The 15,349-nt window shown below is 72.0% G+C and carries 10 protein-coding genes and 3 pseudogenes; 7 read left to right on the top strand and 6 right to left on the bottom strand.

Annotation, left to right across the window (positions count from 1 at the left end; genetic code table 11):
• Positions 1 to 66: 66 nt before the first annotated feature.
• Positions 67 to 762 (top strand): annotated as a pseudogene (locus ACWCO3_RS19235) (DinB/UmuC family translesion DNA polymerase); the annotation flags it as partial.
• Positions 763 to 879: 117 nt separating this feature from the next.
• Entirely contained in the window at positions 880 to 1,278 is a 399-nt protein-coding gene (locus tag ACWCO3_RS19230) for a DUF3040 domain-containing protein (RefSeq protein WP_030334542.1), read from the top strand.
• 232 nt (positions 1,279 to 1,510) lie between these two features.
• On the opposite strand, the gene ACWCO3_RS19225 is transcribed toward ACWCO3_RS19230, so the two are convergent.
• The 3 genes from ACWCO3_RS19225 to ACWCO3_RS19215 are packed head-to-tail and all read right to left on the bottom strand — an operon-like array spanning position 1,511 to position 6,348.
• Positions 1,511 to 3,979, bottom strand: coding sequence for a transglutaminase TgpA family protein (locus tag ACWCO3_RS19225; RefSeq protein WP_358075824.1), 2,469 nt, complete (start codon positions 3,977 to 3,979; stop codon positions 1,511 to 1,513).
• A 16-nt stretch (positions 3,980 to 3,995) separates the two neighbouring features.
• Complete coding sequence (locus tag ACWCO3_RS19220; RefSeq protein ID WP_354886950.1) at positions 3,996 to 5,294, bottom strand: DUF58 domain-containing protein; 1,299 nt, start codon at positions 5,292 to 5,294, stop codon at positions 3,996 to 3,998.
• A 1-nt stretch (position 5,295) separates the two neighbouring features.
• The gene (locus ACWCO3_RS19215; RefSeq protein ID WP_088988401.1) at positions 5,296 to 6,348 is read right to left on the bottom strand and encodes an AAA family ATPase; all 1,053 of its coding nucleotides are present in this window, start codon (positions 6,346 to 6,348) and stop codon (positions 5,296 to 5,298) included.
• 402 nt (positions 6,349 to 6,750) lie between these two features.
• Between ACWCO3_RS19215 and leuS the strand changes: the two genes are divergently transcribed.
• Complete coding sequence (gene leuS / locus ACWCO3_RS19210) at positions 6,751 to 9,591, top strand: leucine--tRNA ligase (protein ID WP_450011239.1); 2,841 nt, start codon at positions 6,751 to 6,753, stop codon at positions 9,589 to 9,591.
• A gap of 151 nt (positions 9,592 to 9,742) precedes the next feature.
• Here leuS and ACWCO3_RS19205 read toward each other — a convergent pair whose 3' ends face one another.
• Genes ACWCO3_RS19205 through ACWCO3_RS19195 form a run of 3 tightly spaced genes read right to left on the bottom strand, consistent with a single transcriptional unit; the run spans position 9,743 to position 12,379 of the window.
• Positions 9,743 to 10,426: a TVP38/TMEM64 family protein gene (locus tag ACWCO3_RS19205; protein WP_450011237.1), complete on the bottom strand. Its 684-nt coding sequence runs from the start codon at positions 10,424 to 10,426 to the stop codon at positions 9,743 to 9,745.
• The gene (locus ACWCO3_RS19200; protein ID WP_145779722.1) at positions 10,423 to 11,142 is read right to left on the bottom strand and encodes a type 1 glutamine amidotransferase; all 720 of its coding nucleotides are present in this window, start codon (positions 11,140 to 11,142) and stop codon (positions 10,423 to 10,425) included. The genes ACWCO3_RS19205 and ACWCO3_RS19200 overlap by 4 nt, the downstream gene beginning before the upstream one ends.
• Positions 11,132 to 12,379 carry a MurT ligase domain-containing protein gene (locus ACWCO3_RS19195; RefSeq protein ID WP_145785525.1) on the bottom strand — a complete coding sequence of 416 codons (1,248 nt, stop codon included), beginning with the start codon at positions 12,377 to 12,379 and terminating at the stop codon, positions 11,132 to 11,134. The genes ACWCO3_RS19200 and ACWCO3_RS19195 overlap by 11 nt, the downstream gene beginning before the upstream one ends.
• Before the next feature lie 355 nt (positions 12,380 to 12,734).
• Between ACWCO3_RS19195 and mraZ the strand changes: the two genes are divergently transcribed.
• The 4 genes and pseudogenes from mraZ to ACWCO3_RS19175 all read left to right on the top strand — a co-directional run.
• The gene (gene mraZ, locus ACWCO3_RS19190) at positions 12,735 to 13,166 is read left to right on the top strand and encodes a division/cell wall cluster transcriptional repressor MraZ (RefSeq protein ID WP_030488958.1); all 432 of its coding nucleotides are present in this window, start codon (positions 12,735 to 12,737) and stop codon (positions 13,164 to 13,166) included.
• Positions 13,167 to 13,358: 192 nt separating this feature from the next.
• Positions 13,359 to 14,480 (top strand): annotated as a pseudogene (gene rsmH / locus ACWCO3_RS19185) (16S rRNA (cytosine(1402)-N(4))-methyltransferase RsmH).
• Entirely contained in the window at positions 14,470 to 15,075 is a 606-nt protein-coding gene (locus ACWCO3_RS19180; RefSeq protein ID WP_450011234.1) for a hypothetical protein, read from the top strand. Before rsmH ends, ACWCO3_RS19180 begins: the two are co-directional and overlap by 11 nt.
• Before the next feature lie 3 nt (positions 15,076 to 15,078).
• Positions 15,079 to 15,349 (top strand): annotated as a pseudogene (locus ACWCO3_RS19175) (penicillin-binding protein 2); the annotation flags it as partial.

The following is a 15,349-nucleotide window of genomic DNA, read 5'->3' as shown; positions in this document are numbered from 1 at the left end:
CGTGGTTGAACGACACCCTCACCGGTCTACGCATCACCACGCGACTGACCCACACCAACTGAGACGAGGCTGCTCGACTTCCTGCACCCGCTGCCGGTGGACGCGCTGTGGGGGGTGGGGGAGCGCGCCGCCGAAGCGCTGCGCCGCCTCGGCCTGTCCACCGTCGGCGACCTCGCCGAGGCGCCGGTGGGCATGCTCCGCCGGGCGGTCGGTGCGGCCTCGGCGGCGCACCTGCACGAGCTGGCCTGGGGACGGGACCCGCGCGGGGTCAGCCCGGAGCACGTCGACAAGTCGATCGGCGCTGAGGTGACCTTCGACGTCGACGTGGCCGACCCGTTGGAGATCCGCCGCGCGTTGCTCGCGCTGAGCGCGAAGGTCGGCGTCCGGTTGCGCGGTTCCGGGCAGGTCGGACGCACCGTGGCGCTCAAGGTCCGGCTGGCGGACTTCCGCACCGTCAGCCGCTCCCGCACCCTCGACGTGCCCACCGACACCGCCCGGGAGATGTTCGACACGGTCTGGGCGCTCTACACCGCATTGGACCCGGGTGAGCGGATCCGACTCGTCGGTGTCCGGGTCGAAGGGCTCGCCTCCGCGCAGGGTGCCCCCCGGCAGCTCACTCTCGGCGCACCCGAGCGTGGCTGGCGCGAAGCGGAGGCTGCCGCGGACGCCGCCGCTGCCCGTTTCGGGCGGTCCGTCATAGGTCCGGCCAGTCTGATGGGCGACCCTGATGCCCGCCGAAAGGAAAATCCACCCCACCCATAGGTCGTCCCGCTTTCCGACGCGCGACCCCCCTCGTAGACTTGCGGGTAAGCAGCCGGTTGGCTGCCACGGTCTGTCGGCCCGAGTGGGCCCGACTCAACGTGACCGGGGAGGAGTGCCGTGCCGCTCTCGGAGCACGAGCAGCGGCTGTTCGAGCAGATCGAGCGGTCGCTTGCCGAGGACCCCAAATTCGCCTCGGCCGTGCGCGCCAGCGATCCGCGCTTCCACGCGCGGCGTCGCCTGCTCGTCGCCGCCGGCGTCATCATCGCTGGCTTGGCTCTACTGGTCTATGGCGCGGTGATCAAGACTCCACCGCTGGCGGTGGCAGGCTTCGTCGTCATGCTGGCGTCGGCCGCGTTCGCGGTGCAGTCGCACCGGCGGGCGCAGTCACCGGACCTGCATGTGGTGGGCGGCACGACGAGTCGTCGTCGCCCCCGCGGCGGCCGATCCGGTCGCCGGTCGTCGATCCTGGACCGCATGGAGGACAGGTGGCGGCAGCGCCCGGAGGGACACCGGTGAGTCGACCCCGCCGCTGAGGCGGGTCGTACGCCGCGACGAGCAGGTCGCCGGGCACCGTTCCCGGCGACCCTTGTCGCGTCCGCGCGCGCCCTGCCCCGCGCTTGTAAAGCCGAACCCCGCCCGTGGCGCTACCGCGCCTGACGGGTCAGGGCTCCAGGGGTGGGGCGGGCAGGTGGGCTCAGGTGGGGGCGGCGGCGGTCTGCCGCCGCCCCCCAACCTGGACGGACGTTCGTCAGCGGGTCGCCCGGTCGGCCAGCAGCCGCCGGGGGTTCCAGCGCAGCAGCTGGTACCGGGCCCGCCCGGTCAGCGCCACCATTCGGCTGGAGGCGTCCGCGAGGCCGGTCCTCCACCGCAGCAGCACCGACGGTGGTAGCACCGCGGCGAGGAGGCGGGTCCGTCGGTCCGCCCGCTCGGCGAGCGCCCCACGGACCGTGCGGAGGGCCGGCGACAACCGTTCACCGGTCAGCGGATCCCGCGCGTACCGGGCCCGCTCCTCCGCCCTGCCGAGCAGCCGTGCCGACTCCACCGCTGCGGCGTCGTCGAGCGTGTCCCGAACGAGCCGGTCCGCGGTCGCCCTGGGCGTTTCCGTCAGGTCTACCGGAACCCGGAAGTCCACCAGAGTGTCGAGCAACTCCGCCCACGCTGCGTGTGCGTCGGCGCGGGCACGGTCGGCGTCCACGGTGACCACCACCGCACGGGCACCAGGCTCGGTGCCGTCGTCGACAACTGTGGCGGCCGGGGTGGCGCTCACCCTCCCGCCCCGTCGGCGCCGCAGCGCGAGCCGGCGCAGAGCAGGCACCGCGAGGAGAGCCAACAGGGCCAACAGTCCCGCCGCCCACCACGGCCAGACCGGCGGCTGGTCCTCGGGGGTCGTGCCGCCGGCGGAGAACCCCTCGTCGATCTCCCGGTCCGCGTTGTCCGGTCCGGCCGGCCCAGCCGACGCCTCGGGACCGGCCGGGGTGTCCGTGACACCGGTGCCCGGCGTCGTCGGCTCCGGCGCGTCAGTGTCCGGTGCCCAGGCCGATCGGGTGGAGCCGGGCACCCCGTACGCCGGAGTGGCGTCGAAGGGCACCCAACCGACACCGTCGAAGAAGACCTCGGTCCAGGCGTGCAGGTTGAGGTTGGTCAGGGTGATCGTGTCACCGTCGCGGTTGCTGCCGTTGGTGAACCCGAACGCCACCCGCGCCGGGATGCCAGCCGCGCGGACCAGCCAGGCCATCGACGCCGCGTACTGCTGGCAGTAGCCGACCTTGTTGGTCAGGAAGTTGACGATGTCCTGCCCGCTGCTGCCGCTCTCGGTGCTGAGCCGGTACTTGAAACCGTTGTCCGCCGAGAAGTGCGAGTAGATCGCCAGCACCCGGTCGTAGTCGGTGCGCTTGCCCTGGATCAGCCCCGCGACCAGCTCATCCACCTCGGGCACCCGATCGGGGGTGGCGGTCATCTGCCGACGTACCGGGTGCTCCGCCGGAAGCGTCGGCGCGGCCCGCAGCACCGCCGGGGTGTATGTCGAGCGGACGTAGTCGAAGGAGTACTTGCGGCCCCGGGAGTTCTCCCGGTTGGAGAAGACGATCTGCTGGTTGGGGTCGTACAGCCAGTTGCCGCTGAGGTCCTCGGTGCGCACCGGCTCGGCGTACACCGGCATCAGCGCCATGCTCAGGCTCTTGGTGACCTCGACCGTCGCCCGGTAGGTGGTGCGCTGCACGCCTCGGGCGGCCCGGTCGGCCGGGTCCGGCAGGTCCCGGTTCGCCGGCCGGCCGCTCGGGCTGCGCGCCAGGAAACCAGCCGGACGCAGCTCGTCGGCGACCGCGTAGCGCAGGTAGAACGGGTTCGCCTCGTTGGTGGTGACCTTGACCATGTCGAACACCTGCGACTGGTTGAGCTGGCCGGCGAGCGACGCGAACAGGTCGATCCGACCCGACGTGCCGCCCGACCCGTTCCCGGTCCCGGTGCCGTTCCCCGACCCCCGGCTGATGCTGTCGAGCATCCCACCGGTCATACCCGGCACCGCCAGGGGCAGGACCACCGCCACGGCCACCCCGATCACCGCGAGCCGGCGGCCGGCGGACGCCAGCGGCGAGGCCTCCCACACGTCGACGTCGCGGCCGTCACCGGTGAACCGCCGCCCGAAGCGGCGTACGCGGTCGACGTTGTCGGTGACCAGCAGCCACAGGTAACCGATGGCGCCCACCACGAACGGCACCGCGGGGACGCTGTCCACGTAGACGGCGACCGGCACCGAGTAGATGGCGAGCATCGGCAGCCCGGCCAGCGCGGGCCGACGCAGCCCGACGGCCAAAACGTCGACGAGCACTGCCACCCCGGCGACGCCGAGCACGGTGATGAACAGCAGCGGGTCGGTGTCGGGAACCTCGACGCCGTACGAGCGCATGTCCTCGGCGGACCCGGCGACCAGCTCGCTGAAGTGCGCGAACGTGCCCGGCGTGGGCAGGAAGGCGAGCAGCTCCGAGCCGCTGGGGAACAACCAGGTCAGGGCGAGGATCAGGCCGGCGAGCATGCCCAGCACCTGACCCCACAGGGGTGCTCGGGCGAGCCTCGTCAACGCGGCCACCCCGGCCACCACCGCGACCGCGATGATGGACTCGATCAGCCACGTCCAACTCTCGAAGATGGCGGACAGCGGCGCGGCCGCCAACACTGTCGCCGCGGCCGCCACCACACCGATGTTGCGACTGGCGTTCATGAGGGGAACCTTCCGTTCATCGCACGCCGCCGGCCACCGTCTCGGCCAGCGCGGCCCGCAGGGCGAAGCCCTGGGAGCCCCGACCGGCCTGCGGCCACAACGCGGGCAGTCGGCTGCCGTGGTCGACCCCGACCACCCGCCAGCCGCTGCGCACCATGGCGAGGACGGCGGTGCCGTGCGCGTGCTCCGCCTCGGCCCGGGCCTTCTCCGGCAGGCTGAGCCAGGTCGAGCTGCTCAGCAGGAACCCGATACAGGTGGCGCCGTTGCCGCGCAGCCCGGCCAGCAGCTCGGCCTCGGCCACGCTCACAGTGCCGAACAGCCCGATGATCAGGCCGCCGTCGGAGCGTTGGCGGACCCGTTGCACGAGGTCGGTCACCTCGGCGCGTTGATCCAGCCGGACCTCCGCGAGGTGGTCGAGCAGCGTCCCGTCACCGCCGGCCTCCGAGGCGTCCACGTCCGCACCGGAGCCGGTGACCAGGCGCAACTTGTAACCGGCCTGGCGCAGGTGGACGGCGATGCTCGCGGCGGCGGAGACGGACCACTCGAAGCTTGCCGTCGGCCCCTCGCCGCGGTGGCCGTAGGCGCGGGTGTCCAGGACCACTGTGGCCCGGCTCTCCCACGGCTGCTCCTCGCGGCGCACCATCAGCTCGCCGGTGCGGGCGGTGGACTTCCAGTGCACCCGCCGCAGGTCGTCGCCGCGCCGGTACTCCCGGGTCGCCGCGTCGTCCTCGCCGTGCACCGCCACCGACCGGGCCCGGCTGTCGCCGCTGCCCGCGTACTCCCCGGGGAGCCGCACCGACGGCAGTGGGGTGACCTGCGGGATGACCGTCAGGTGGTCGGTGCTGGGGAAGGACCTGGTGAGCTCGCACAGGCCGAACGGGTCGGTCATCCGGACCACCAGCGGACCCACGTCGTAGCGACCCCGCACGTCGGCCCGCACCGTGTACGCCACGGAGGTGGCCTGGTGTGCGCCGAGCCGCTCCAACACGACCCGGGGTCGGCTGCCCAGCGCGTAGGGCAGCCGGTCCTCCAGAAGGAGGGTGCCGGTCGGCAGCCGGGAGAGGTTCTGCAGGCGCAGCACCACGCGGGAGTTGGCGCCGACCGGAACCCGGTGCGGGTCCAGTGAACGGTTGCAGGCCAGCTTGTAGCGGCTGCGCCCGACGTAGGCCGCGGCCAGCAACGGCAGGATGCCCAACAGCACCGCCACCCGCAGCAGGTCCTTCTCGCCCAGGATGCCCGCCGAGAGCGCCGCCGCGAGCGCGGCGGCGAGGAAGGAGCGCCCGCGGGTGGTCAGCCCGCGCAGCCCGGCACGCACGTCACGGCCTCCGCGGCTCGTAGGGCGCGCGACCGTTGCCGGTGGCGGGCCGGGTGTCGTACGGGTTGCGCTGCCGGTCGTGCGGCAGTGGAAGGCGGTGCACCAGCTCGGAGACGATCGCGTCGGTGGTGCGTCGGGCGAGCTGCGCGTCGGCCGTCGGGATGATCCGGTGCGCGAGCACCGGCACCGCCAGGGCCTGCAGGTCGTCGGGGAGGACGTAGTCGCGACCCTCCAGGGCGGCGACCGCCCGGGCGGTGCGCAGCAGTTGCAGGGTCGCCCGGGGGGAGGCGCCGAGCCGCAGGTCGGGGGCCTCGCGGGTGGCGGTGACCAGGTCGATCGCGTACTGCTTGACGGCGTCCGCGACGTGCACCTGCCGGACGGTGGAGATCAGCTGCCGGACGATGTTCGCGTCGGACACCGGGCGCAGCTCGTGCAGCGGGTCGGTGGCGCCGTGCCCGTCGAGCATGGCCAGTTCGGCGTTGACGTCCGGGTAGCCCATCGCGATGCGGGCGGTGAAGCGGTCACGCTGCGCCTCGGGGAGCGGGTACGTCCCCTCCATCTCGATCGGGTTCTGCGTGGCGATGACCATGAACGGGGTCTGCAGCTGGTAGGTCACGCCGTCGACGGTGACCTGCCGCTCCTCCATGCACTCCAGCAACGCCGACTGGGTCTTCGGCGAGGCCCGGTTGATCTCGTCACCGACCACCAGGTTGGCGAACACCGCACCGGGGCGGAACTCGAAGTCGTGCGTCTCCTGGTTGTAGACGCTGACACCGGTGACGTCGCTGGGCAGCAGGTCAGGGGTGAACTGGATGCGCCGCACCGTGCAGTCGATGGACCGCGCGAGGGCCTTGGCCAGCTTGGTCTTGCCGACACCCGGGACGTCTTCGATCAGGAGGTGACCCTCGGCGAGCAGGACGGCCAGGGCGAGCCGCACGGTGGCGGTCTTACCCTCGATGACCTGCTCGATGTTGGCCACGATGGCCTCGCTGGCGGCGCGGAACTCGTCGTGCGGCAGTAGGCCGCCCACCTCGTCCCAGGTCTGTTGTGTCACGGGCCTCCTCCTCGTCGCCGTCACGGCAGCTCTGACTAGAGCACCTGGACCCGCCGTTGGGTTCGCGACGTCGAGCCTCGATTGCCGCAGGAATCTCACTGGTCTCTCAGGCTAACCATGTTTGTCGTTATCGCCGACCCCCGCAGGTAGTCCGTCGGTTACGCACCGATATTCGCCAGCTCGGGGGAACGGGTTCGGCCCGGCCGGGGGCCGGCAGACCGAACCGTGGGCGAGGTACACTGCGGGACATGGCCGGAGTCTTCCTGCTTCTTACCGGGCCGTGCTGATGCGCTGAACGCAGCGACAGCACGGCGGCCCCTCCTGCGCGAGGGGCTTTTTTGTGCCCGCCGCCGGCCCGGCCCGGTGGCGCCGAGACGAAGCGAAGCGAAGCGAGGAGAGACGATGAGTGAGGCAGCCGCACCGGCGGGCGACATTCCCCCGTTCCGGTACACCGCGGCCCTGGCCGACGAGATCGAGATCCGTTGGCAGGCCACCTGGGCGCGCGAGGGCACCTTCCACGCACCGAACCCGACCGGCCCGCTGGCCGACCCGACCCACCCCCGCGCCGGCGCGGAGAAGCTGTACGTGCTGGACATGTTCCCGTACCCGTCCGGTGCCGGCCTGCACGTCGGTCACCCGCTGGGATACATCGGCACCGACTGCTACGCCCGCTACCAGCGGATGGCCGGCCGCAACGTGCTGCACGCGATGGGCTTCGACGCGTTCGGCCTGCCCGCCGAGCAGTACGCGGTGCAGACCGGCACCCACCCCAGGACCACCACGGTGGCGAACATCGAGCGGTACAAGGCGCAGCTGCGTCGACTGGGCCTGGCGCACGACGAGCGCCGTTCGGTGGCGACCATCGACACCGACTTCTACCGCTGGACCCAGTGGATCTTCCTGCAGATCTTCAACTCCTGGTACGACCGCGACGCCGGCCGGGCCCGCCCGATCGCCGAGCTGATCGCCGAGTTCGAGGGCGGCAACCGGCCCACCCCGGACGGCCGGGCCTGGGCCGAGCTGAGCGTCGCCGAGCGCCGCCAGGTCGTCGACGACCACCGCCTGGCGTACGTGTCGCACGCCCCGGTGAACTGGTGCCCGGGGCTGGGCACCGTGCTGGCCAACGAGGAGGTCACCGCCGACGGCCGGTCCGAGCGGGGCAACTTCCCGGTCTTCAAGCGCAACCTGAAGCAGTGGATGATGCGGATCACCGCGTACGGTGACCGGCTGCTGGACGACCTGGACAGCCTGGACTGGCCCGAGCCGATCAAGCTGATGCAGCGCAACTGGATCGGCCGCTCCCAGGGCGCGCACATCGACTTCCCGACCGCCGCCGCGCCCGTCCGGGTGTTCACGACCCGTCCGGACACCGTCTTCGGGGCCACCTACATGGTGCTGGCGCCCGAGCACGAGCTGGTCGACGTGCTGGCGCCGGCCGCCTGGCCGGACGGGACGCGCGACGCCTGGACCGGCGGGCACACCAGCCCTCGGGCGGCCATCGAGGCGTACCGCAAGGCCGCGGCGGCCAAGACCGACGTCGAGCGGCAGTCCGACACCAAGGAGAAGACCGGCGTCTTCATCGGCGCGTACGCCACCAACCCGGTCACCGGCGGGCAGATCCCGATCTTCGTGGCCGACTACGTGCTGGCCGGCTACGGCACCGGCGCGATCATGGCGGTGCCGGCCCAGGACGAGCGGGACTGGGCGTTCGCCGAGGTCTTCGAGCTGCCCATCGTGCGTACCGTGCAGCCGGCGGAGGGCTTCGACGGCAAGGCGTACACCGGTGACGGTCCGGCGATCAACAGCGCCGCGCCCGAGCGCGGCCTGGACCTGAACGGGCTGGGGGTCGCCGACGCCAAGGCGAGGATCATCGCCTGGCTGGAGGCGAACGGGCACGGCACCGGCGCGGTCACCTACCGGCTGCGCGACTGGCTGTTCTCCCGGCAGCGCTACTGGGGCGAGCCGTTCCCCATCGTCTACGACGAGACCGGCGCGGCCATCGCCCTGCCGGAGGAGATGCTGCCGGTCGAGCTGCCGGAGGTGGACGACTTCTCGCCGAAGACGTTCGCCGCCGACGACGCGGACAGCAACCCGGAGACCCCGCTGTCGCGGCGGCGGGACTGGGTCGAGGTCGAGCTGGACCTGGGTGACGGGCCGAAGCGCTACACCCGCGAGACCAACGTGATGCCGCAGTGGGCCGGTTCCTGCTGGTACGAGATGCGCTACCTGGACCCGACCAACAGCGACCGGTTCGTCGACGCCGAGAACGAGCGCTACTGGATGGGCCCGCGCGGCGACGGCGACTGCGGCGGCACCGACCTGTACGTCGGTGGTGCCGAGCACGCCGTGCTGCACCTGCTGTACGCGCGCTTCTGGCACAAGGTGCTGTTCGACCTGGGCCACGTGTCGTCGTTCGAGCCGTTCCGCAAGCTGTTCAACCAGGGCATGATCCAGGCGTACGCGTACACCGACTCGCGTGGCAGTTACGTGCAGGCCGAGGACGTGGTCGAGCGCGACGGCGCGTACTACCTGGAAGACCTGGTGGTCAACCGCGAGTACGGCAAGATGGGCAAGTCGCTGAAGAACGTGGTGACCCCCGACGACATGTGCGCCGCGTACGGCGCGGACACCTTCCGGGTGTACGAGATGTCGATGGGCCCGCTGGAGGTGTCCCGCCCCTGGGAGACCCGGGCGGTGGTCGGGTCGTACCGGTTCCTGCAGCGGGTGTGGCGGGCCGTCATCGACGAGCAGACCGGCGAGCTGCGGATCACCGAGGACCTGGCCGACGAGGCGACCCGTCGGCTGCTGCACCGGGTGATCGACGGCGTCCGTGGCGACATGGACGGCATCCGGTTCAACACCGCGATCGCCAAGCTGATCCAGCTGACCAACGGGCTGACCGGCCTGTCGGCCACGCCCCGCGAGGTGGCCGAGCCGCTGGTGCTGATGGTGGCGCCGTTCGCCCCGCACATGGCCGAGGAGCTGTGGCGCAAGCTGGGCCACGATACCTCGCTGACGTACGCGGACTTCCCGACGGCCGACCCGGCGCTGCTGGTGGCCGACACGGTGACCTATCCGGTGCAGGTCAACGGCAAGGTCCGTGGCCGCATCGAGGTCCCCGCCGACGCCTCCGAGGAGACCGTCCGGACAGCTGCCCTGGAGGCGGTGGCCGCGACGCTGGCCGGCAAGGAGCCCCGGAAGGTCATTGTCGTCCAGGGTCGGATGGTCTCCGTCGTCGCCTGACCCCCTCCGCCGGCACGCAGCGTGACGTCGGCGGAGACGGGTGCGGTTCTGAGCGTGATGCCGCAGTGGAATCTAGATTCCACTGCGGCATCACACTCTCCGGGGTGTCCGCCTCGGGGCGGGGCGGATCAGGCGGCCGATTCGGGCATGGTCAGACCGGCATCCGCCGGCGGCGGCGTTCGGCGCGCCACCACTGGTGGACGAGCACCACGCTGGCGATCAGGCCGAGGCTGGCCGGGGCTGCGGCGTACCAGTTGATCTCACCGGGGGAGCTGACCGCGGCGCCGATCGCCGCGTAGCCGAACGCGGTCGGCACGGATGCGATGACGCTGCCGGCCAGGAACGGCAGCACGCGGGCGCCGGTCGTGCCGTACCCGTAGCTGACCAGACCGAAGCCGGCGATCGGCAGCAGGCGGACGGTGACCACACCGAACACGCTCTGCCGGGCGAACCAGCCGTCGAGGCGGGCCAGGCGACCACGGACCCGTTCGGCGACGAACTCTCGGCCGAGCAGCCGGCCGACCGTGAACCCGATCGCCGCGGCCACCAAGGCGGCGCCCAGGGCGTACGCGGCACCTTCCAGCGGGCCGAAGATCGCGCCCGCAGCGAGCGTGATGAAGGTCCGGGGGACCAGCGCGACCAGCAGCAGCGCGCCGCCGAGGATCGCGGCGACCGGGGCGAGGTCGCCCAGCTTGTCGGCCAGCAGCGGAAGGTGCTCCGGATCCGGCCGGGGCACCAGGAGCAGCAGTAGCCCGCAACCGCCGATCAGGAGCACGAGCAGGGCGAACCGGACGGCCGACGGCTGCCGGAGCAGCCGTCGGACGGCACGGATCATGCCCGGGCGGCGGCCACTGCGGAGCGGCGCTCGTTGCGGAGCCGGTCCGACCAGGTGTCGTCGAGCGGCGGGAGCTGGTGCGCCCCGGTGGCCCACCGCAGCAGCAGGTCGGCGAGGGCCGGGTTGCGGGCGAGCGCCGGGCCGTGCGAGTAGGTGCCCAGCAGCTTGCCGCGCCACGCGCCCTCGGTGGTGCCGTCGTTGCCGATCCCGGCGGTGATCCGGGCCAGCGGGGAGACCTCGGGGCCGAGGTGGGTGCGGCCGCCGTGGTTCTCGAAACCGGTCAGCGGGGGCAGACCCAGTCGAGGGTCGATCTCGCCGGCCAGCTCACCCACGGCCCGGCTCTCGCCTCGGTCGGACTGCAGGTCGAGCATCTCCAGCCCACGGCACTGCACGCCCTTGGCGAAGAAGGAGGTGCCGAGCAGTTGGTAGCCGGCGCAGACGCCGAACACGACCGAGCCCTGGGCGACCGCCCGGTGCAGACCGCCGTCGGCGATCAGCCGCTGCGCGCCCAACGCCTGCGGGCCGTCCTCGCCGCCGCCGACCAGGTAGATGTCGGCGGTAGCGGGCAGTTTCTGGTCGGAGCGCACCTCCACCACCTCGACCGGCATCCCCCGTTGGCGGGCCCGGCGGGCGAGGATCAGGGCATTGCCCCGGTCGCCGTAGGTGGACAGCAGGTCGGGGTAGATCCAGACGATGCGCAGGCTCTCAGATGACACGGTCCAACTCCGCTCGGATGTCCTGGAACGCGGTGTAGTTCGCGATGACCTCCAGCCGCCCGGGCGGGACCGACCGGATGGCGTCCTCGAACGTGCGGACGTGCTGGAAGGGCACGTCGTTGACGTCCAACCGAACCGCCAGGTCGTATGCCCGGTCACCGGTGATCAACACCTGCCGGCCGCGGAGCGGGGCGAAGTCGACGTCGAAGAGCCAGGACGTGTCGAGGCCGTCGGGGTCGCGCGCGTTGATGGAGAGCAGGGTCGGCGCGTTGTCGGCCATGTCGAACGCCTCCAGCCAGCTGGCCGGGTTCTTGGCCAGCAGCAGCCGGATGTTGCGCCCGTCCTTGTCGACCTGGGCGTAACGACCGGCGACCGAGGTGACGATGCCGAGGCGGGACACCGCGTCGACCGGACGGACCCCGAACTCGGCGGCCACGGCCAGCGCGGTCGCCGCGTTGCCGACGTTGACCTTCCCGGGCAGTTGCAGGGAGACCTTGTGCCAGGCGCCGGTGGGGTCGAGCACCCCTTCGTCCTCGACGACCCACTGCGGCTCCGGTCGGCGCAGCGGACAGCCGGTGCACCACCACTGGTCGCCGGAGCGCGCGATGGTGGAGCCGCACTCCGGGCAGACCCAGGAGTCGTCGTGCCAGCGCTGACCGGCGCTGAACCAGGTCACGTGCGGCGGGTTGATGCCGCGGGCGGGGTCGCCCGGCGGCGTGGCCGCCCAGACCACCAGCGGGTCGTCGGCGTTGGCCACCACCCGGACATCGGTGTGCCGGACCAGGGCCGCGCGCCAGAGCTGCGCCATCATGGCGACCTCCTTGGCGCGGTCCAGCTGGTCGCGGGAGAGGTTGAGCAGCGCGACCACGTGCGGCTCGGTCGCCTCCAGCACCTGGGCGAGGTAGTGCTCGTCGACCTCCAGCACCGCGTACGGGGTGCTGCCGGCCTTGGCCAGCGCCGAGGTGTGCCCGGTGGGCATGTTGGCGCCGAACGAGTTGGTGGCGACCCGGCCGAGCACGCCGACCGCCGCGGATGTCAGCCGGGTGGTGGTGGTCTTGCCGTTGGTGCCGGAGACGAGCGCGATCGCACGTCCGGCCGACAGGTGGGCCAGCAGGTCCGGGTCGATCTTCAGGCCGATCCAGCCACCGATCACCGAACCGTCGCCACGGCCGGCCGCCCTGGAGAGCGCCGCGGCGGTCCGTGACACGGAGCTGGCCACCTTGGCCCGTAGGGGCATTTTCGCGTCCGTCACGCGAGCGAGGTTACCGGACCGCCCGCCCCGCCAGATCGCCGCCGACGGTGAACCGTTCGGCCGTGGCGGCTGCGCGGGCGGCCGGTCGGGACTCCGCCGGACGGAGTCGATCTATGTCGGAAAGCGGACCACGCCGGAGGGGCGCGACGGCCCTCCACTCCACTCCACCCCTTGTGACGTGCGGTTTTGCCGCCGGATCGGGCACGCCACGCGGGCGAATCTGGTTGCGGGTGGAGGGAAGTGGAGTAGAGTGGGGACCAATGGTGAGGCCGGGAGGGCTCACCGGCCCGGGGGGTCAGCGGCGCCGCGAACGCCGCTCAGGGGCAAGGGGGGTAGGGCCGTGTTTCTCGGCACCCACACTCCACGCCTGGACGAAAAGGGCCGGCTGATCCTTCCGGCCAAGTTTCGAGATGAGCTGGCGGGGGGTGTTGTGGTCACCAAAGGGCAGGAGCGCTGCCTCTACGTCTTCCCCACCCCTGAGTTCCAGCGCATCGCGGAGCAGTTGCGCGCGCAGCCGATGACACACAAGGCGGCCCGGGCCTACAGCCGGGTCTTCTTCGCCAGCGCGCACGACGAGGTTCCGGACAAGCAGGGTCGGGTGACCATCCCCGCTCACCTCCGGGCGTACGCCGCTCTGGACCGCGAGTTGGTGGTGATCGGCGCGAGCACGCGGGTGGAGATCTGGGACAAGGTCGCCTGGGAGACCTACCTCGCCGAGAGCGAAGACGACTTCGCCGACATTGAGGAGGGGGTGCTGCCCGGCGGTCTGTAGGGCGGAACGGCGCCCGACGTACTGCGAGATCTCCAGCCGCTTTCGAGTTCCTGGCATCCCTTCCCCGGTGCCAGGCGCACGATCCAGTCATCGGCGCGAGTCCGGTGTCAGGCGGGAGCGGATGGGGATCTGGCGGTACGACGGCAGCGCCGTCCGACGACAGGCGCACGAGAAGAACGGACGTTTCAACCAGTGGGGGTCAACATGGGGGAGTTGCGCGGCACGCACGTGCCGGTGCTGCTCGAGCGGTGTCTCGAGCTGCTGGCCCCCGCGCTGGGTCGAGGCGGCCGGACGGTCCACGTCGACGCGACGCTCGGCCTGGCCGGGCATGCGGAGGCGGTGCTGGAGGCGCACCCGGAGACGGTCCTGATCGGGCTCGACCGGGACACCGAGGCGCTCGCCCACGCGCGGGTTCGACTGGCTCGGTTCGCCGATCGGGTGCACCTGGAGCACGCCGTCTACGACGAGTTGCCGGATGTGCTGGACCGGCTGGGCTATCCGGGCATCGACGGGATCCTGTTCGATCTGGGTGTTTCGTCGTTGCAGTTGGACGCGCCCGACCGCGGGTTCGCGTACGCCCAGGACGCGCCCCTGGACATGCGGATGGACCAGACCCGGGGGGTGACTGCCGAGGAGGTGGTCAACACCTACCCGCATCCGGACCTGGCTCGGGTGCTGCGGGTCTACGGCGAGGAGAAGTTCGCCGGCCGGATCGCCTCGGCGATCCTGCGGGAGCGGGAACGCGGCCGGATCACCTCCTCCGCGCGGTTGGCGGAGCTGGTCCGGGAGTCGATTCCGGCACCAGCCCGACGAACGGGTGGGCACCCGGCAAAGAGAACGTTTCAGGCTTTACGGATCGAGGTAAACAGAGAGCTGGCAGCGCTGGAGACAGCGTTGCCATCCGCGCTCGACGCACTGACCGTGGGCGGTCGCATGGTGGTCCTGTCCTACCACTCGTTGGAGGACCGGCTCACCAAGGCGGCGCTCGCGGACCGGGTCCGCAGTAAGGGCCCGGTCGACCTCCCGGTCGAGCTTCCCGGGTCGGGTCCGACGTTCCGGCTGCTCAGCCGGGGCGCCGAACTTCCCGGGGAGGCGGAGGTCGCCGCGAACCCGCGGGCCGCATCGGTGCGGCTGCGGGCAGCGGAACGACTCGACCCGAACGCGACTGAGCAGGGGCGGACCGACCGCGAACGGTCTCGCCGACGGGTGAAGGGAATGCACCAACCGGGCACGGGGTCCGGCTGATCCGTGGGGGATCAGCGGCACCGGGACGGCAGAGGGACGGATGTTGAGGGGGAGGGACATGAGCATTGACAAGCGCGACCGCCGGGGCGTCACCGGCGGCGAGCAGCGCGCACCGCGGTCGGGGGGCCGGACCGCGGCGGAGCGGGCTCCGCGCCCCGGAAACGGTACGCCACGCATCGATCGAGTGAACCGGCAGGGGGAGACTCGCGCCCGGGGGGCGCGCGAGTTCCCCACCCAGGGCACCGCTGCGCTGCGGCCGGTCGAGAAGGCCGGTGCCGCCACCAGCGCGCGGCCGCCCCGGCTGCGGGTGGCACCACCACCGCCGGTGTCGGTGCCGCGTGCGCCGTTCGCGGCGCTGATCGTGGTGCTGGTGGTCGGTGGGGTGCTCGGCATCCTGGCGGTCAACACCAAGATCAATGAAAACGCGTTCCGGTTGGAGCGGCTGCAGCAGCAGCAGGCTCGACTGGACCTGGAGAAGCAGCAACTGGACAAGCAGATCGCCGAAGCCGAGGCGCCGGGCAACCTGACCGCCGAGGCGCGGCGGCTGGGCCTGGTGGACGCCGGCGAGCCGGGCTACATCCGGCTGCCCGACGGCAAGACGCTGGAGGTGCCGCAGCCCGCGAGCGGCCAGCCGTCGGTGACCAGCCAGGGTGCGGGAGGCTGACCAGTGCCGCCGAGGTCGGACGAACCGCGCCGGGACCCGAAGGGGGCCCGGCGCGGTTCTTCGCGTGACGCCAGCCCCGCCGACGACGAGTCGCGCAGCAGCGAGCCCGGCATCGGGGGGATCTCGGGTGCTCGCGCGTACACCCCGAGGGGTCGGACGGTCCGTGACGAGCGCGGCACGCCGGCCCGCGGCGGGGGCGCCGAGCAGCGTCGTACGCCGCGCAGCACCCGCTCCGGCGACCCCTTCCGACCGGCCCTGCAGGTGCTCGACGGCG

Source organism: Micromonospora sp. NPDC002411, assembly GCF_053592955.1.
The sequence above is the reverse complement of the archived record's forward strand: the minus strand, read 5'-3'. Positions and strand labels throughout refer to the sequence as shown.

Bases quoted from the DNA above. Each gene is read 5' to 3' on its own strand.
- ACWCO3_RS19225 (WP_358075824.1), bottom strand. From the start codon at position 3,979: ATGAACGCCAGTCGCAACATCGGTGTGGTGGCGGCCGCGGCGACAGTG.
- leuS (WP_450011239.1), top strand. From the start codon at position 6,751: ATGAGTGAGGCAGCCGCACCGGCGGGCGACATTCCCCCGTTCCGGTAC.
- ACWCO3_RS19205 (WP_450011237.1), bottom strand. From the start codon at position 10,426: ATGATCCGTGCCGTCCGACGGCTGCTCCGGCAGCCGTCGGCCGTCCGG.
- ACWCO3_RS19195 (WP_145785525.1), bottom strand. From the start codon at position 12,379: ATGCCCCTACGGGCCAAGGTGGCCAGCTCCGTGTCACGGACCGCCGCG.
- ACWCO3_RS19180 (WP_450011234.1), top strand. From the start codon at position 14,470: ATGAGCATTGACAAGCGCGACCGCCGGGGCGTCACCGGCGGCGAGCAG.